15 protein-coding genes are annotated in these 17,007 nt (G+C 51.8%); 4 read left to right on the forward strand and 11 right to left on the reverse strand.

The window, feature by feature from the left end:
• Nucleotides 1-512: 512 nt before the first annotated feature.
• Nucleotides 513-1,583: a hypothetical protein gene (locus LBW87_RS01950; protein WP_225199744.1), complete on the reverse strand. Its 1,071-nt coding sequence runs from the start codon at nucleotides 1,581-1,583 to the stop codon at nucleotides 513-515.
• Between the two features lie 266 nt (nucleotides 1,584-1,849).
• Here LBW87_RS01950 and LBW87_RS01955 point away from each other — a divergent pair, with 266 nt between their 5' ends.
• Entirely contained in the window at nucleotides 1,850-2,203 is a 354-nt protein-coding gene (locus LBW87_RS01955) for a hypothetical protein (protein WP_225199745.1), read from the forward strand.
• Between the two features lie 21 nt (nucleotides 2,204-2,224).
• On the opposite strand, the gene LBW87_RS01960 is transcribed toward LBW87_RS01955, so the two are convergent.
• From LBW87_RS01960 to LBW87_RS01970, 3 genes are all read right to left on the reverse strand, one after another.
• Nucleotides 2,225-4,465, reverse strand: a complete 2,241-nt coding sequence (locus tag LBW87_RS01960) for a DotA/TraY family protein (RefSeq protein WP_225199746.1) — start codon at nucleotides 4,463-4,465, stop codon at nucleotides 2,225-2,227.
• Nucleotides 4,462-4,854, reverse strand: coding sequence for a hypothetical protein (locus LBW87_RS01965; RefSeq protein WP_225199747.1), 393 nt, complete (start codon nucleotides 4,852-4,854; stop codon nucleotides 4,462-4,464). Before LBW87_RS01965 ends, LBW87_RS01960 begins: the two co-directional genes overlap by 4 nt.
• Nucleotides 4,855-5,080: 226 nt before the next feature.
• A complete protein-coding gene (locus LBW87_RS01970; RefSeq protein WP_225199748.1) occupies nucleotides 5,081-5,386 on the reverse strand; it encodes a hypothetical protein in 306 nt (101 codons plus the stop codon).
• A gap of 131 nt (nucleotides 5,387-5,517) precedes the next feature.
• Between LBW87_RS01970 and LBW87_RS01975 the strand changes: the two genes are divergently transcribed.
• Nucleotides 5,518-6,285: a hypothetical protein gene (locus LBW87_RS01975; protein WP_225199749.1), complete on the forward strand. Its 768-nt coding sequence runs from the start codon at nucleotides 5,518-5,520 to the stop codon at nucleotides 6,283-6,285.
• Between the two features lie 143 nt (nucleotides 6,286-6,428).
• Here LBW87_RS01975 and LBW87_RS01980 read toward each other — a convergent pair whose 3' ends face one another.
• Nucleotides 6,429-8,264: an ATP-dependent nuclease gene (locus tag LBW87_RS01980; RefSeq protein WP_225199750.1), complete on the reverse strand. Its 1,836-nt coding sequence runs from the start codon at nucleotides 8,262-8,264 to the stop codon at nucleotides 6,429-6,431.
• A 632-nt stretch (nucleotides 8,265-8,896) separates the two neighbouring features.
• Here LBW87_RS01980 and LBW87_RS01985 point away from each other — a divergent pair.
• Nucleotides 8,897-10,213, forward strand: coding sequence for a hypothetical protein (locus LBW87_RS01985; protein ID WP_225199751.1), 1,317 nt, complete (start codon nucleotides 8,897-8,899; stop codon nucleotides 10,211-10,213).
• Between the two features lies 1 nt (nucleotide 10,214).
• Here the strand turns inward: LBW87_RS01985 and LBW87_RS01990 are convergent, their stop codons facing one another.
• The 5 genes from LBW87_RS01990 to LBW87_RS02015 form a co-directional block, all read right to left on the reverse strand.
• Entirely contained in the window at nucleotides 10,215-10,622 is a 408-nt protein-coding gene (locus LBW87_RS01990; RefSeq protein ID WP_225199752.1) for a hypothetical protein, read from the reverse strand.
• An 86-nt stretch (nucleotides 10,623-10,708) separates the two neighbouring features.
• Complete coding sequence (locus tag LBW87_RS01995; RefSeq protein ID WP_225199753.1) at nucleotides 10,709-11,776, reverse strand: acyltransferase family protein; 1,068 nt, start codon at nucleotides 11,774-11,776, stop codon at nucleotides 10,709-10,711.
• Nucleotides 11,777-12,242: 466 nt separating this feature from the next.
• A complete protein-coding gene (locus LBW87_RS02005; RefSeq protein ID WP_225199754.1) occupies nucleotides 12,243-13,031 on the reverse strand; it encodes an enoyl-CoA hydratase-related protein in 789 nt (262 codons plus the stop codon).
• Nucleotides 13,028-14,221, reverse strand: a complete 1,194-nt coding sequence (locus tag LBW87_RS02010) for an acetyl-CoA C-acyltransferase (RefSeq protein ID WP_225199755.1) — start codon at nucleotides 14,219-14,221, stop codon at nucleotides 13,028-13,030. Before LBW87_RS02010 ends, LBW87_RS02005 begins: the two co-directional genes overlap by 4 nt.
• Nucleotides 14,222-14,266: 45 nt before the next feature.
• On the reverse strand, nucleotides 14,267-15,031 hold the full coding sequence (locus tag LBW87_RS02015; RefSeq protein WP_225200327.1) for an SDR family NAD(P)-dependent oxidoreductase: 765 nt from the start codon (nucleotides 15,029-15,031) through the stop codon (nucleotides 14,267-14,269).
• A 174-nt stretch (nucleotides 15,032-15,205) separates the two neighbouring features.
• Between LBW87_RS02015 and LBW87_RS02020 the strand changes: the two genes are divergently transcribed.
• The gene (locus LBW87_RS02020; RefSeq protein ID WP_225199756.1) at nucleotides 15,206-16,213 is read left to right on the forward strand and encodes an AraC family transcriptional regulator; all 1,008 of its coding nucleotides are present in this window, start codon (nucleotides 15,206-15,208) and stop codon (nucleotides 16,211-16,213) included.
• A gap of 36 nt (nucleotides 16,214-16,249) precedes the next feature.
• Here the strand turns inward: LBW87_RS02020 and LBW87_RS02025 are convergent, their stop codons facing one another.
• Complete coding sequence (locus LBW87_RS02025) at nucleotides 16,250-16,993, reverse strand: SDR family NAD(P)-dependent oxidoreductase (RefSeq protein WP_225199757.1); 744 nt, start codon at nucleotides 16,991-16,993, stop codon at nucleotides 16,250-16,252.
• Nucleotides 16,994-17,007 lie beyond the last annotated feature (14 nt).

Genomic DNA, 17,007 nt, shown 5'->3' on the forward strand with positions numbered 1-17,007 from the left:
AGCGTCCTAGAGAAATAGCGGTACAAGTAACAACCTCCAGGACTTGGTCAGATAGGAAAAGGATGCGTCACAACACTGAACCGGCGAAATTGGTGTGCCTGATCTGATCACGCCCCAATGCTAGGTTATCCAAATACCTATGTATCCAAAAAACGCATGATCTTTGGGGTATTTCTTCATCACGTCACATACCGGCCAGATCCGGATCTGCCTTCGGACATTACTTAGTGATCTCCATAGACTGTTTGAGAAGAACAAATAGTGAATTTAGCCCGCCAGACCGCCCATTAAAATTCAAGCGTCAATGTGACTCTGATTTTCTCAAATTTTGAGCAGCAGAATGTGCATTGAAGTTGTTCTGCAAAAAATAGAAGTCAATGTGACTCTGGTTGAGAGCGGGCAGTAGAACAAAGCGTCAATGTGACTCCGCTTTCTCCATGGCTTAGCTTAGAAGGTGCAGATAGCCCGCGCCAATGTGACTCTGAAATAGACCAATACTATTGATGGCCAAGCTAACTCGGAGCTTTGGATCGTCCTTGATGAATCTCCGGCAAAGCGGCCCGCGTTGCTCGAACCGGCCGCGCAGCATGAATATTGGTGGGACCAAGAGGAGTTCGACTTGAGGAACGAGCTCTCCCATAAAACTTACGCGTCATGCTTGCTGACTGCCCTAGCGCAACGGAAATTAGATCATCGTCACCTAATTGGCCTTTGAGATCAGAGGCAAATTGGTGACGGAGGCAGTATGGAGTGATATCTCTGCCATTTTTTCTATCGAATTTTTTTCCGGCTCGACGGATCGCCGAGGTCAAAGCTGCTCTCCCGCACTGGATTTCAACTTCTCTTTCTCCGGCTTGGTCCGCCCATAGAGCTTTGTACAAAGACGATACTAGTGGATGCATCTCTCCGTCTGTACGATATTCCAGTTCTCTCCAAGGCTGCCCCTGTAGCCTCTTCACCTTGGCCCCCTCGATATATATTCGAATGCTATGTTCAGAGACGAACAATTTAATGCCTGCTTCGAGTTCTTTAGGGCGGCAACCTGTAATCGCCATAATCAAAAAGCCCAGATGATGCGGCGTTCGGGCAAGGCGCTCAGCCATCTCTTCGCGCCAGCTATCTGGGAGAGAAGACAGTTCACGGCGTTTACTAGATCTTGGAGCTGGAGATTTAATGGGACATTGCCCGTTAGAGGACGAGATCATCACGCGTAGTTGAGTCGCTGTTGCCAATATCGACTTCATTTCCATTACTTTCGCAAGCCAAGTTTCTTGGGCTATTGTGCTATCACGTTGATATTGGTCTTGAGCACTTAGCACTCGCTCTATCAGAGCAGACGTTGCCCACTTGGCAGCAGCTACGCGCAAGTAGAACGTGTTTTTCTTTGTCGTATCGCATATCGCGGCCCACAGCTGTTCCGCATTCTTATCCGGAGATTTGGATATCAGCCGGGTCATCTCGGCGGCGTAGAACTTTGTTGTGGGCTTCGATGTATCCTCGCTGACAGAGTTCTTTTTTAGCCACTCACGAGCTTGCCGAACGATATCGAATGCTTCATTTTTTGAGATCAAAGAATTGGTCATTTGGGTAGGCGTTATATTGGGGTGACAAAGGCCGTTCTGTCGCTAACGCGACTCGCAAGCGAGCGAACGGCCACATTAATTGTCGCCGTCGGCGCTCGGTTTCCCTCGCACGACCATCGACAATTAATGTCGGCGAGCAGAGTCACATTGACGCGTTCAAGAAGAAGGAGCATGGGCTCGAAGTAACGTTTTCGATCTCGGAAGTCGGCATTGAATATTGCGAACCGGCCTGCTATCGTTGTCAGTGACAATTTGGAGAACGTGCAATGAGCGCAAATAATTTTTCAGATCCTAGCTTTGCATACGCTATGGGCGTTCAGCGAGGACGCATAGAGCGTGCCGAATCCAACGCAGCCTCATGGAAAAGTCATGCAAGGAATCTTGAAGAAAAATTAAAAATCGCAGAAGAGGCCCAAATGTTTCGCGAGGTAGCACGAGAAGCAACCGTCGTTGTATTGGAGGCGGCCCTTGCTGCATTGAGCGCCAAGGATCCATCGTCGCCCCTCCTTGATGGAAACCTCCGCGAGCAAATGCGCCGCAGACACATCGCGGATACTCTTGCGACGAAGGGGTATCAGTTCGATATCTCCAAGGGAGAACTGATCGGAAAAAAACGCTGAACCCGTCCAGATCTCTCCGATTCATAGCCCAAAAAGATCCTTGTTAGAGGGAGTCTTGCCGGCCGTCATATCTGGTCGGCTTTCATCAACGATCCCTCCTCCTAAGCGTCCTAGTCCGCCCGCCACGCCTTGTTTTGCTTCCTTGATACCGCCAGCCAGGATCTGATGACTTTCGTCACCGGCGCGCTCAGCATTTGGAATACCACCAGCGGCATGGCCTAACCAGCGCATGATGTTGTCTGGGATGAAGTGGATGAGGGAGAACACCACATGCACAACCGTTGTCATCAATGTGGCATAGATGCCAATGAACGCTAAGAAAGAAACAATACCCGTCGTCGAATCGGCTTGAATACCTGCGACAACTGTCATGAAGGCTCCGTTAATCAAGCCTGTAACCGGCTGGGTTAACAACATTGCACCAATCAAACCAAACACCATGAGCGTTGGACGCATGACGAGCGACAAGATCATCATCCAGCCCGGGCCGGCCCTCCCCACAGCATCATGGCCCTCAGGATGCACGTGAGCTACTGCGAATAGTGGACCTGCGATCACCGACTCTAGTACAAGAACAAACCAGTTGACGACGGAAGTCATCCACGTAATGAATGGGATCATTGGCACGTAAGTTGCAAGAACCACGCCAAAGAAAAATAAAGCAATAACCAAGGTGGTCACTACCCCGGAAAGAAGTTGCAGTACGGCTCCTACATCGAAGGCCAGTCCGACGGTTCCCTTCGCAATCACCGAACTCGCGACGCCAGCAGCGCTTGCCATGGCCGCAAGACATCCCTCTCCAATACCTACGATCGTATCTCCGAAAGACTTCATCTGGCTCATGTGATTCAGGTTGGAGCCGGCAATCTCCTGGGTCATCTGATTGATGCCACCCATGAAGGGTGCGGACAGCAGCTTGCGCACATACTCCCAGGCACCTTCGCCGGCCTGCGGCAGCCGCACGTCGGTTTCGGTGTAGTAGACCTGGCGCACGCTGTCGGAACGATGCTTGGCGTATTCGTCGGCGACCGCCATTGCGTCCTTGTACGTCTGGAGCACCTCCTGTGTTTCCTTGTCGTTGATCGCGATTGGGTCCGATGTCGGAAGACCGTTCAGGGTGGATTGCATCACATCGTTCATCTTCACGATGTGGTTGTACCAGGTGCCGGCGTAGATCCAGCCGCCGTCTTTGGCCGCGGCCAGAAAGTCGGATCGCGCCCGATCGTTCGTCTGGTTGACCGCATTCTTGGCCGCCGTGCGCAGGGCGTTTTCGTAGTTGTTGGCGGCGGTATCGATCGCGCCAGCGGTGGGCTTATCGCCGGTGACGATTTGATTGGCGACGGGTTGCAGCTCCTTGATCATCGACTGAAGCGCCGCGGCGTGCGCAGCCAGAATTGGCTCCTTCAGGACCTTGGTGTTGCTGTTGCCCTCCGAGGCCTCGTAAGATTGCTTCCAGGAGACACCACCGCACACGTTCTTGTTGATGTAGCTGTTATCGTTAGCGTTCCAGGTGTATTTGGTGACGCTGTATGTCGCAGTGGAGAAGTTCTTAGCCGTCGTGTACATGGATACCGGCGGGGCCAGGTCGAACACGTCGTAGTTAAGCAGCTCGCCAGAATTCATCATGACCTGCTGAGACGTTGCAGGCTCAATCCGTGTTGAACGGCCGGACTCGCTGTATTGCTTATTCATCGCTGCGGCACAGACCTCGAATCGCAGTATGTTCGCTGCCAGAGGCCTGGAGTCCGGAATCATGGGGCGGGAGATCATATTGTCCCGGCTCATTTGCTCAATCGCGGCATTCCACATCTTGTCAGCGATGCCTACGCCCTGCAGGGCGAGCCATAGGATGCCGATCTGGATCAACGAAAAACCTGAACTAAGCGGCAGAAGCAGCGCCGTACCACCCACGGTGCGCAAAGGGATCCAGATCGATGACATCTTCCGGCCGAGCAGCTCGCCGTCGTGCGCTGAGTCGACCGTGCCCTTGACGGTCGTGTACCCGACGAAAAGCATGCCGACAAATAGCACGGCTGTGTTGAAGATCGCCATCATGGAGCCGAGCACCGTATCAGTCGGCGCGGCTGAGGCCTTGCCTCCGGATGAGATGAGGCCGACGATATCGCCGAACACCTCTCGAAGAAAATCGACCGAAGTATCACCAGGAGGAGGCGTGAATTGAGCGATTGTTCCGCTCTCTGGGCCCGCCAGGGCGGAACTAGCCAGCATGCAGATTGCGAATGCTGTGAGGAGACGTTTCATTTTTCACCCCGAAGCGTCAGGGAAGGGATAAAAAGTGCATCAATGATCCAAAAAATCCAGTAAGGGAAGATCGCCCACTTATTACCGAATTGATAATAGGAAAAAAGAGCTATTGCTGCACACAAAGGGAATAACGCCCAGCCGGGCCCCCATTCGTCGAAGACTCTCTTGAGACACCATCGATGCTGGCCAAACGGCGCAACAATACCGGTTAATAACCAAAAATACGCCCACAGCTTGAAGGTTATGGTTTCAAACCTATGGCTGTTCCAAGCACTGCGAATATCCAGACAAAGAAGGCGATAAAAACGCATCATTTCGTGCTCATCCCCATAGCGGTTCTGTTTAGAGGTGCAGGAAGGGGCGGCGGTGTGTTTTCGCGAATCCATTGAATGCACCAGCGTTCTGTTTCTTTCAATTTTTGTTCGGCACACACGTTATTTGGAAGGCATGAGGGCGCCTCTCGTGCAGCCTTCTCGCACTCCAACTGTGCTTGGGATACGTTTTTTTTCCCAGGAACTTGCGCGTTTGCCGGGCTGACCTCTACTGCGAGGAATAAGCATGCGGTGAATCCGAGGATAGCTTTTTTAAATTTCATCAGAAAATGACAGAGAATCAGGTTGTAGTTTTTCGAGGACGACCGATCCGCTTGGAGATCGTCGAGGTCTCGACCAGGTCACTGAGTGTTCTCTGTTCACGAGCGGCAGTAAGCCCTTCGAACCACTGGCGAATATCCTTGGCGTACCAGCAATCACGCTTCTTCCCAGGGAAGGCGATGTGTGGGAGTTGCCCTCTATATTTCATTTGCGTCAGTGCGCCGACTGTGGTGGCTAGGAGCTCGGCAAACTCCCGCTTTGACACAATGGCGTGATCCGCCATTCGTGCGAAGGTAATGCGAAAATCCTGCTCGACCCTACTCATAATTTCTCCTTGCTATTCAAAATTAATTACTGGTGACGCCCTGTAATCGCTTGAGATCATCAAAGGAGAAAGTTAAGATCAATACGCGCAGATGAACATGGCCAGTTTTTTAACTCATGAAAAAGCAGACGATGAAAAAGTACAAGCCCCGGCGGCTGAGCTTAGCGTTGCGACAATTTGCGGCGATGCTGATCGAGGAAGCGCATGAAATCTCAGGGCTGAGTTACGAAGCGTTAGATGAGCAATTTGGTTTCTCTGCGGGACTTTGTTTGCGATACCGAACGAAAAAAAGAGCTCCGCAAGCTGATGAAATACAAAATCTGGAAAATCTAGTCGCGCGTCTTTTGAAGCGACCGGCGCATGTGGTCCTTATCTACGACAACTCAAAAGTCAATGAGCACGATCTACAGAACGTGGCAATCGAAGCGCCTGATCGCGAGATGAATCTACGCGATCGAGATGATCGCTTCTTGCAGCTGGGTTATGAAGACGACTGGCCGACTTACAGGCGCTTGAAATTCGGGCGCGCCATAGGTGGAATAAGAACAATAGATCTATATCGTTGGCAATGGGGCTGCCTTTGGGATACGGGCCTACTTCAAGAACCTTGGACTCGAGCTTGCCAAGGCCTTGATGCACACACGCCCATTGAAGACTTTTTGGAAGGGATGGTCTTAGCCTGGAAAGAGAATAGAAAGGCCGATGACCTGATCGTTTTGACCGGAACCAGGATTTTTGCCGGCTCAAGCAAGGCCATATTTGACCAGGTACTTTCCGGGCTTAATGAAGACATTATGGGAAGGCTCCGAAATCTGAATTTGCGAGACCTTGAACTAGTTTTCCATCATTTAAAGAAAGGTGCAGAGATGTCGTTTGCAAGCGGAAAAATTTTAAATTAAACAGCCACATCGCTTTCACACTGCAAGCCGGCGACCGTTCCGATCTTCTACTTTCTGCGATTAGGGTCTTGGATGCGAATTCTCATTCCGGCTGAAGCATGCGATCACTGGGGTAATAAAACCCCCCAGAGAGTCACCAAACACTACTTTTTTGCTGCAATCTTCAAACGATTTTTTAATGCAGCGGAAAGCACTTCGAGTGGCTTTGAAAGATATTCGTGGAAATCCACTCTCTTTTCTTCGAGTTTAATCGCTGCAGCATGGGCAACCTTAAGTTTTAGCGCCGCTTCTATGTTTGGTCCCCAATTCTTTCCAGCGGCTTTATAACACTCCGCCACTCTGTCAGACCAGACCTTCGCCCCATTCTTTCGTGTAAATTCGGGTTGATTGGCAAGGTCAATGCCACTCTCGAGAAGAACTACTTCGCTATAAGATTCAAGAGGCAACAAGTCTTCAAATTCAGAAACCGTTCTGCCTGGAATTCGGCAGAGATTGTATTGGCTATCCTTGATTAGCCCCTTCTCACGCGCTAATTCGGCAGCGGCATTACCCTCTTTGTCGTCGTCCAAGAACACATGTATGCTACATATGGCGTTTTCATATATTGATGCTGAGTACGGAAGTTTACTGGCCCCCCCGATATGCGCGACGACCAAACGCCCATCACCAATGGCTTCATGAATCTCAGGCTGGTAATTCTTGAAATACGCATCGAGAACAATCCTATCATCCTCACCTTCAACCAACAGCGCCAATGATGCATTCACTAGATTATCAGCCGGGACTACCCCCAAAACATTCCTGATATCGGAAATTCTCTTCGCCTGTTTGGCCTGGTTCTTCTCAACGATAATGTTGCTACTGACACTATCGCGGTTCACCAGCGACGGACAATGTGTCGTAATTACGATTTGTTTCTCGGAACTGATTTTTTGCAATACGGCTCGCAAGCTATGTATGGCGCCTGGATGGAGGTGAGACTCAGGTTCCTCAATGGCTAACAACGTAAAAGCTCCTGTTTTTTCATCTACACTTTGGAAAAGGCTAAGCGCCACCAGACTTTTGATGCCATCACCCTTGTTCCGAATATTTGTCCGAACCCCATCGTCAATCATGATGTTTGGCACATTGCGAATCGCTCGCACTTGACTATTGCGTCTCGCGATTACTTCTACTTTTTTTACTTGAGGTAGAAATTGTCCGATTGCTTGAGTCAAATTCTCAGAAAGCTTATTTAACACTTCTTCGTGCTTGCTAAAAACTAGCTCAAGCGAATTCTGATAGTCCTCGTCATTTTCCAATTTTGCGATTTCACGAGAAATCATGCGCTGGATAATGTCTGATGATTCATCCTCAGTTCGGATTGTCGGAATATAGTTAATAACGATAAGACGTCCGATAAATTTCGCGATTTCCTTGCTTTTCTTCTCAAATCCAACTGCCCCTTTTCCCGGCTTCACCACCTTGAATTCCGGTTCATTGTCTTTGCCGATGGTAATAGAAATGGGCAACTTACCATTGAGGTTAATTCCGATTACTTTACGAAACTCTTGGACCTCCACGGCTGACAATTCCAGTGTAAGCCTGAACTGAGTGACATATTTGGGTGCAATCTTCGCGGCCTTTGAACTACCCAGTTTTCCAATCTCGAGTGAATATTTTTTCTGTAGGTGCAACGGAAAATCTCGGCGCCAACTGTAGTGACTCCCAGGCTCCGTGTCGCTCACGTCTACCTCCGCGACGTCCTGAAAATCGGAATCCTTCGAACTAGCTCCAGAAGCATGTGACTTGATTAGACCCATCGCCGCGACCAATGCCGACATCAGATTTGATTTGCCTTCATTGTTCTGTCCAATCAATACGGTAAAGTCCGCTGTTGGTATTTTTGCGCTGGTAATACTACGGAAATTGTCTACCGTGAAATTATCAAGTCTCATTAAATCCCCACGTTCGCTTTTTTCTTCGTCTATTCGAAACATTCAGCGATGACCGCATCTGGCAGCTGAATGTATTTCCTCCCCCCAAGGAGAAAAATCTATTTTATCGGCTTGGATGTACTACCAGTTCACAATTTTCAAGCAATCTTGCCTAGTCGAGAGGATGCGAGACTGGTCCAAGCCAATCCCAGTGTGATGAAAATGCTCCTTACAACGGCAAAGAACGTCGAAAAGAAGAAAGACGTAAGAACGGTTGAACCGTGAACGATGGTGCCGGCGAACATAAAAGAACCACGTGGGGATGCACCTCACATCTCGCTATACGCAACGTAGGGCAATACAGGGAACCATGCGCCGAATAGCCGAAAAAATCGGGCTATCCGACACAATTCGCAGTTCAGTACAAAAATCAGCGCAACTGTGGCGATTTTGACCGATTTTTTTATTAAGCTCACGCCCTCTAAGTCCCTGATTTATTTCGCTCTAGGCGTTAGCCTAATTTTGGAGATGTCCACTCCACTCGCGCTCTCGGCGGATATTTGTGTCGAAGCAATCTCTTCGCAAAGCATATTGCTTTGGGGGGAAATATCACAAGAAACTTTTAGCATGGAAACTTTATATGTATATTTATACAGCATTCCACGCAAACGTTTACTAGAGAAAATCGAGAAAACATGTCTTCAAAAAAAGCTCATACAAAAGGTAAATCTGGCATTCTGCAAACTTTTCATGGTTGGCTAAAGAGAACGAAAAATCAAAAGGCACCGGAGTTAAAACTTCATTCAGAATTGATCTATCTGGAAGGCTCTCCAAGCAAAGAAAAGGAAAAGCCGACTGCTCCAAACTTTAAAGCGCTCTATCGCGAATATCTCGCTATCGTAAAAGACACAATGGATGTCGCTTGGAAATTAGCTCCCATAGCGCTTCTTCCGCCAGGACTTCTCATATGGGTCTATCTGCGTTCCATTCATTGGGAAGGTCTTTTCTTAGACTCAGCAATGACAGTAGCCGGATTAGCCTTTCTGTTCCTCGCTGCACTACTCCTCGCTTTTGCAATTCTTCTACAATTCGCGATCCCATCCCTAGCTCTGATAGGAATCGTTTCACTTCACGACGCAAAAAAGGTTGTCTCACAAGAAATCGCATCAAGCTTTCGATGGTCAATGCTCGGTTGGATCGTCGCGTTCGTCGTTTCTATGTTTTACGACAAAGGGCTAGGCATCATCTTGTTGATCGCACTATCAGTTCCCGTGAGTGTCTTTTTCATTCGCAGCCTTCTTAAGTACAAAGAGCTGAAAAAAGATCCGAAGAAGATTGGGTTGCATATGGCAAATTTGGTGTGGGTGGCCGGTGCCATGCTGCCGATGATAGCGACCAGCTTTCCTTTGCTAATTGGCTTTGAAGTCGCGAGGAAAATTCCTGATATTGAGCGCTGGGAATCTCTAGGCGTCATTGTCATTTGTATCATAATTTCCATTGTTAGTTTGCTGCCCGGATTCGTGTATTTGAATTTTCGGACCACCACAACTGATAGGAAAAGCGCGACAAAGGGAGCTGTGATTACAGGTTTCGGGATGTCATATGTGATTCTGATGGCAGCAGCCTTTTTTGCGCCAGTATCATCCAAGGTTTTAGGCTTTGCTGGAATTTACAGCAACGAATTACGGACATTTCAGGTTCGCGAACCATCTCTTTCCTCCTCTCTGAAGACAGCGGGCTTCACACTACAAACTTCAAGTGAAAAAAGCGTGTCTTTAGATCCGCAAAGGCCAGCGGAGCTAACTTTTGTGGACGCCTACGTAAGATATGGTTTTGGAGGAATTAAGCTTCTGTGCACCAAGCCATTTGATCCTGCTACCGCGACAGCAGAACTCGTAAAAGAAGCACGAAAGGCAAATAAGCCAGATCCCGGAATGTTGGGAGGGAAAGGCTGCACTAGCGCGACCAATGCGGAGGTGCGAGAAGTAAAGAAAGAGGACACCACTTCCTGATTCAACTGACACCCAGGGTGCCGGAATTTTGCCGGAACGACTGCGTCATTTTCAGTACACATAAGTAATCACTAGTGATAAAAAACGTTGTAACCACCAGTAATTCTGTGTGATGATAAGCGTGCTTGATCTGGCTCTTAATCCGTAGGTCCACAGTTCGAATCTGTGACGCCCCACCAGAATACAAAAGGCCTCCAAGCGATTGGAGGCCTTTTTCGTTATTCAATTTATTATTTTCTCCGCAATATCCAATTTTGGTGACTATCCCCATATTTGAGGATAGCCCCCGATAGTCTTTTTCCGCCGATGCCTTAATGAAATCTGCCGAATAGTTCTGCAGATATATGCGCGCAATCACTGCATCTCTGGCATTGAGCCAGCTATCCCATCGTGACAGCAGCAGGAACACTGCATTGTGCTTCTCATCAATTGAATCGAAAGCAGAACCTCATCCCTTACCGTTTGAAGTTGATGGAGATGCTCGCCACCTTGCGCCTATGAAGACATTTCACTCTTTATACGGCGCGACTTAGGAAAAAACTCCAGCAACGCTTTCAACGCACGCGACAATGGCTTTTCTAGCCAGACGTGTATCTGCCATGCCAGCAGCAATGAAATTCCAACAGTCAGCCAGAAGACCGTAACAGAGTCCCAGTACAGCAAAAAACGGTTAGCGATCATGTAACCAAAATACTGGTGGATCAGGTATAGCGGGTAGCTTATCGCCCCGAGAGTGGCCCAGTGCTGGCGACCTAAATTCATCGTTTTCCGTAGTGAGATCAGAAGCATGATCAAAAAGAACACGGCCATGCATATAGCCACGCTTATCGAGCTGAAATCGGTTTTGTAATAGCTAGCCATGGATTGCACAAATTCCATAGCCTTAAGCGTCGACAGAACGAATGAAAGAAGAATGAGCGCAAATCGATGCCATGCTGGCCCTTTACTCCACAATTGGTACATGGCTGCACCGGCGATGAAATACCAAGCATATTCGACTACGAATAAATCGTTGAGCGCCCTTATTGGATGGTGTTCCAAAATCCAGGTGCCCACTGCCCAAACCCAAAGAAATGTCTGCTCGTATCGGATCAGCCGCAAGGCCATGAACAGAAGAACAAGAAAATAAAATCTGATTTCAATCCATAACGACCAATACACACCATCTATTTGCGGAACCGATGATGAGGATCCCAATGTGATCATATTGACGATGTATTGCCACAATGAAACGGGAAATCTGGCACCACCGATTACTAAAGAAGTTAGAAACGTTACCGAACAGCATATCCAAAACGCCGGATACAGGCGGGTAAAACGAGAAATAAAGAAGCCTCGAACAGAATTGTTAGAGGCGGTCATGAAGATCACAAACCCGCTGATCATGAAGAAAAAATAGACGCCTAAATAGCCGTACTTCGCCACTGGCTTAAGAGCCAGATAGTCCATCTGGGTGTAGCCGTCAGCAGCGTGCCCCCTAAACGCAAAATGAAAGAACATTACTGCTACGGCAGCAAGAAACCTGAGTAGATCGAGCTCGTTTACGCGCTTCTGAAGTGACATGAATTTCCCGGTATTCTTTTGGGCGGCTGCCCATTTTTTACTATGGCTGAATTATAGACTCCCGAGATCTATCGGTAGTACAGGCTGCATACTCCTGCCGCCCAAACAGCTTCTCTTTTCGGCAAATTTTCGCTGTTGGTCATGTGCCCGCCGCCGACTGTAAAGAAACACCGGAACAAGTCGTGTCGACGAGGCCGATGCAGGTCCAGGTAGCTGGCACCACTTAACTACCGACAAGAGGGAAATTAGTGTATTTGAGTTTGCGCACGAATATCTGGTCGCGCAAGATCGTTGGGTACCACGTGTACGGTAGTTTGCAGACAGAAGAGGTCAGCCAAGCACTGAACATGGCCTTGCGCGGTCAGCGTGGAAATGCGCCGGTGGTCCATCATTCGAATAGAGGAATACAGAACGGCCCGACCTATTAACAGCTCTGGACAGTGATTGCCTCGGGTTTCCCTGATGATCAGCTATCGCTGAAGGACGGTTTTCTTTTGCTCAGGAAGGCATCGATGCCTTCGTGCGCATCATTGAAGCCGAATACCGAATGAAAAGCCCTTCGTTCAAAGAGAACCCCTTCGCTCAATCCAGTCTCGAATGCGCGATTGACCGATTCCTTGATCATCATCAGCACGGGAATCGAGAACGAACCGATTTCCGCAGCCGCGACCATGGTTTCCCTCAACAAGTCGGCGGCCGGAAATATTCTTGCGACCAGCCCCATTCTCTCTGCTTCTTCTGCCCCGATCATCCGACCCGACAAGCACATGTCCATCGCTTTGGCCTTGCCTACGGAACGCGGAAGCCGCTGGGTGCCGCCGGCGCCCGGCAGCAAGCCCAGCTTGACCTCCGGTTGGGAAAACCTGGCCGTATCGGCCGCGAAGATCATGTCGCACATCATTGCCAATTCACAACCGCCACCCAATGCAAAGCCGGAAACAGCGGCGATGACAGGCTTGCGACATTGCGCAATGCACTCCCAGTTGCGACTGATCAGTCCGTCTCTATAAGCTTGTGCATGCGTCATCGGTGCCAGCGCAGTGAGATCGGCGCCCGCCGCAAAGGCTTTCGACGATCCGGTAATCACGATACATCCGACGACGTCCGACACTTCCAGAAACTGCAGGCCGGCCTTCAGGTCGTCAGCCAGTTCATCATTGATCGCATTGAGTTGTTCCGGTCGATTCAGGGTGAGCACGCCGACCCGCCCCACGACGTCCAACAGGACCGTCTTGTATGGCTGTGCTGAATTCATAACATTTCCACGGCGATGGCGGTCGCCTCACCGCCGCCCAGGCACAAGCTGGCGATGCCGGTTTTCTTGCCGGTCTTCTTCAACGCGCCGAGCAAGGTCACGATGATGCGCGCACCGGATGCCCCAATGGGGTGGCCAAGTGCGCACGCACCACCATGGATGTTGATCTTGTCGGGGTCCACGCCCAGTTCCCTGCTGAGCGCCATGGGTACGGTCGCGAATGCCTCATTGATCTCGAACAGGTCGGTCGTGTCGACATTCAAGCCGGTCCTGGCGAATAACTTCTGTACGGCGCCTATCGGTGCAACAGGAAATTTCTCGGGCTCGCCGGCATGCGTGACATGCCCCAGAATCCGAGCCACCGGGTGCAGCCCCATCTTTCTTGCCTCTGACTCCCTCATCAGCACCAGCGCTGCGGCACCGTCCGAAATGGATGATGAATTGGCGGCAGTAACGGTACCGTCTTTCCTGAATGCCGGCTTCAAGGTCGGAATGCGATCGAGGTTGACCGCAAATGGGCCTTCATCCTGTTCCACGACAATCTCCCCTTTCCTGCCGGATACGGTGACCGGTACGATCTCCCAGGAAAAGCTGCCATCGAGACTGGCCGCCTTGGCGCGAATCGTTGAACGGATGGCATAGGCGTCCTGCTCTTCACGGCTGAAATTGAAGGAAGCTGCGCAATCCTCGGCAAAGGTACCCATCAGCCGACCTCGATTCTCATCGGAGTAGGAATCCTCGAGACCATCGAAGAACATATGATCGACCAGCCTGTCGTGACCGAGGCGATAGCCGCGTCGTGCCTTCGGCAGCAAGTACGGGGCGTTGCTCATCGACTCCATGCCACCGGCGACGATGACGCTGGCCGAACCCGCAAGAATGCTGTCATGGGCCAGCATGACCGACATCATGGCTGAGCCGCATACCTTGTGGATCGTGGTGCATGTCGCCGACACGGGCAGTCCCGCCCGCAAGGCGGCCTGACGAGCGGGTGCCTGGCCGAGCCCGGCCTGCAGCACGCACCCCATGAAGACCTGCTCGACACGCCCGGCCGGAATGCCCGAACGGCTCACTGCGGCCTGGATCGCGAAGGCGCCAAGTTGCGGCGCGGCGATATCGGCGAATGCGCCCTGGAAGCTGCCCATCGGCGTACGGGCAGCGGAGACGATCACGACGGAATCAGTAGACATAGGAGTTCTTTCCGGCCAGTGAGCCTGGACCGCATTGGTGAAGTTTTATTTTGCGTTCATGCGCAATGCGCCATCCATACGAATCACTTCCCCATTGAGATAGTGGTTCTGCAGGATGTGCTCGACTAGCGATGAAAACTCCTCGGGTTTTCCGAGGCGCGGCGGGAAAGGGACGCTCTTGCCCAACGAGGCAAGGACCTCGGACGGCATCGCGAGCATCATCGGCGTTTCGATGATGCCCGGCGCAATCGTCATGACGCGAATGCCGTGACGCGAAAGCTCACGGGCGAGCGGCAAGGTCATCGCCACCACGCCGCCCTTGGACGCCGCATAGGCGGCCTGTCCGACCTGGCCATCAAAGGCGGCAATCGATGCTGTGTTGATGATGACCCCACGCTCGCCGTGCTCATCCGGCTCCGATCTGGCGATGTGTTCGGCTGCCAGCCGCACCATGTTGAAGGTGCCGACCAGGTTGATGTTCAACGCCCGCACAAAGCTGTCCAGGCGATGAGGGCCGTCCTTGCCAAGAATTTTTTCACCTGGCGCGACGCCGGCGCAATTGATGAGGCCAACTACCCTTCCGAGTGCGCTGGCTGCCGCAAATGCTTCCACGGCGCTCGATTCGCTGGTGACATCGGTCTGGACGAACCTTGCGTTGGCGCCCAGGGCGGCCTCTGCCTTCGCGCCTGCGTCAGGATTGACATCGGCCAGCACCACCTTGGCCCCCGCGCCGATCAACATGCGGGCAACCGCATGACCCAGGCCCGACGCAGCGCCAGTGACAACATAGACCCCGTGTTTGATTCCCATCTCTGCTCCTCGAGTTGCTGCGTACATTGACACCATCGCTTGATGTCCATCGTTACGGGATTGTCGATTACACTTTGCCGTGTAGTTGATATGGATACTAAACATGTGAAACATTGCAATCAATGACAATTCCAGGCCATATTTCTGAGCGCTTTTGCCACTTCGACTAAGTTCATGGATATCCAGAGCATCCCGTACGCATTTGTTGAAGACGCCCTGGGCGGACTGGTCCGGCACGGGTACGCGGTTGACCCGATTCTGAAAGCCGCAGGGGTGGACGAACATTCGAAGGATGCGATCAGTGCAGCGCAATATGGAAAATTGTGGCTGGAGATCGCCAATTGCACCGACGACGAATTTTTCGGGTTATCTGCCCGGCCGATGCGGCGCGGCAGCTTTACCTTGCTCTGTCATGCGGTCATGCATGCCCGCACGCTTGAGCGGGCCTTGCAGCGCACCCTGCGGTTTCTCCGGGTGGTCCTCGACGAACCCTATGGAGAGCTGCATGTCAGCGACGGCCGGGCTCATATCGTGCTGATCAAGAATCGCTCCTCTTACCCTGCGTTTGCCTATCGCACCTTTCTGCTGTTGGTGCTGGGGCTGGCCTGCTGGCTGGTCGGACGCCGGATTCCCCTGCAGCGGATAGACTTCGCCTGCTCCATGCCTGAGAACCGGGCGGACTATGCACAATTCTTTGGGGTGCCGGTTCATTTCAATCAACCGCAATGCCTCCTCACGTTTGATGCCGACTACCTCGCCTTGCCCGTGATCCGCACGGAACTCGCGCTAAGAGACTTCCTGAAAGAGACGCCCGCCAACCTGCTGGTGCGTTACCGCCATGACACCGGCTGGGTCACAAGGCTCAGGTCGCGACTAAAGCAAATCGCTCCCTGCGACTGGCCCGACTTTGACCAGCTGGCGGCGCAGATGGCGCTCTCGCCAGCGACCCTGAGAAGACGCTTGCGTGAGGAAGGACAAAGCTATGCGTCGCTCAAGGATGAGCTGCGCAGCGGGCTGGCGCAGTCGCTGCTGGGGCACGATGAAATGAGTGTGGCGAGCATTGCAAATCAGCTTGGCTTCGCCGAACCGAGCGCTTTCCACCGGGCGTTCCGCAAATGGACCGGCGCCAGCCCCGGGTCGTTCAGGAAGGATTTGCTGCGCGGGAAAATCCGCAACGGATAGGATTTATACGTCGCTGTAGGCGACGTGCGTGATCGCCTATGTCAGGTTCAGTCCGCCGTCTGCCACCATGATCTCGCCAGTAAGATATTTACTTTCCAGCAGCAAGACGACCAGGTCGGCGATATCTTCTGGTGTCGCTGCCCGTTTCATTGGCGAACGATTGCGCCACAGTTCCTGCGCCTGAACCCAGTCGGCCGTCAGCGGCGTGTCGACCAGGCCTGGCGCGATCGCATTGACGCGAATCTCGGGCGCCAGCGAAAGGGCGAGCAGTTTCGTGACATGGTTCAATGCCGCCTTTGACGCGGCATAAGGAATCGAAGCCCCCTTGGGACGCACCCCGGCGTGGGAGCTGATATTGATCACACACGCTGGATGCCCCGCCCTTGCCGATGCACGCAAGGCTTGTTCGGCCAGGGCGACCAGATGAAATGGGGCAACCAGGTTGACTTCATTGAGTTCATGCCAGATAGCCGATGTGGCGGCAAGGAGCTCTCCGTGCGGGATGACCCGGCTGATCCCGGCATTGTTGACCAGTACATCAAGCCGTCCATAGTGATCAAGCACGCCGGCGATCAGGCGCTGGCGGCCCTGTTCCGTCGACAGGTCTTCCTGAACATAGTGCGCACCGGGCAACTCGCCAGCGATCCGCTCACCGGTTTCCCGCGAGGAGCGGGAATGCACGACAACTGCATAGCCTTGCCGGGCGAGCCGGCGCGCAATCGCCAGGCCAATTCCGGATGTGGATCCGGTCACGAGTGCTACGGGAAGCGCTGAAGTCATGGGAACGGAGAGTT

It is taken from the genome of Herbaspirillum sp. alder98, assembly GCF_020179755.1.
GTDB lineage: Bacteria > Pseudomonadota > Gammaproteobacteria > Burkholderiales > Burkholderiaceae_D > Herbaspirillum.

Coding starts and splice junctions, on each gene's coding strand:
- LBW87_RS02020 (WP_225199756.1), top strand. CDS start 15,206: ATGGATATCCAGAGCATCCCGTACGCATTTGTTGAAGACGCCCTGGGC.
- LBW87_RS01965 (WP_225199747.1), bottom strand. CDS start 4,854: ATGGATTCGCGAAAACACACCGCCGCCCCTTCCTGCACCTCTAAACAG.
- LBW87_RS02010 (WP_225199755.1), bottom strand. CDS start 14,221: ATGTCTACTGATTCCGTCGTGATCGTCTCCGCTGCCCGTACGCCGATG.
- LBW87_RS02025 (WP_225199757.1), bottom strand. CDS start 16,993: ATGACTTCAGCGCTTCCCGTAGCACTCGTGACCGGATCCACATCCGGA.
- LBW87_RS01980 (WP_225199750.1), bottom strand. CDS start 8,264: ATGTTTCGAATAGACGAAGAAAAAAGCGAACGTGGGGATTTAATGAGA.
- LBW87_RS01985 (WP_225199751.1), top strand. CDS start 8,897: ATGTCTTCAAAAAAAGCTCATACAAAAGGTAAATCTGGCATTCTGCAA.
- LBW87_RS01950 (WP_225199744.1), bottom strand. CDS start 1,583: ATGACCAATTCTTTGATCTCAAAAAATGAAGCATTCGATATCGTTCGG.
- LBW87_RS01970 (WP_225199748.1), bottom strand. CDS start 5,386: ATGAGTAGGGTCGAGCAGGATTTTCGCATTACCTTCGCACGAATGGCG.
- LBW87_RS01955 (WP_225199745.1), top strand. CDS start 1,850: ATGAGCGCAAATAATTTTTCAGATCCTAGCTTTGCATACGCTATGGGC.
- LBW87_RS01960 (WP_225199746.1), bottom strand. CDS start 4,465: ATGAAACGTCTCCTCACAGCATTCGCAATCTGCATGCTGGCTAGTTCC.
- LBW87_RS02005 (WP_225199754.1), bottom strand. CDS start 13,031: ATGAATTCAGCACAGCCATACAAGACGGTCCTGTTGGACGTCGTGGGG.
- LBW87_RS02015 (WP_225200327.1), bottom strand. CDS start 15,031: ATGGGAATCAAACACGGGGTCTATGTTGTCACTGGCGCTGCGTCGGGC.
- LBW87_RS01975 (WP_225199749.1), top strand. CDS start 5,518: ATGAAAAAGTACAAGCCCCGGCGGCTGAGCTTAGCGTTGCGACAATTT.
- LBW87_RS01995 (WP_225199753.1), bottom strand. CDS start 11,776: ATGTCACTTCAGAAGCGCGTAAACGAGCTCGATCTACTCAGGTTTCTT.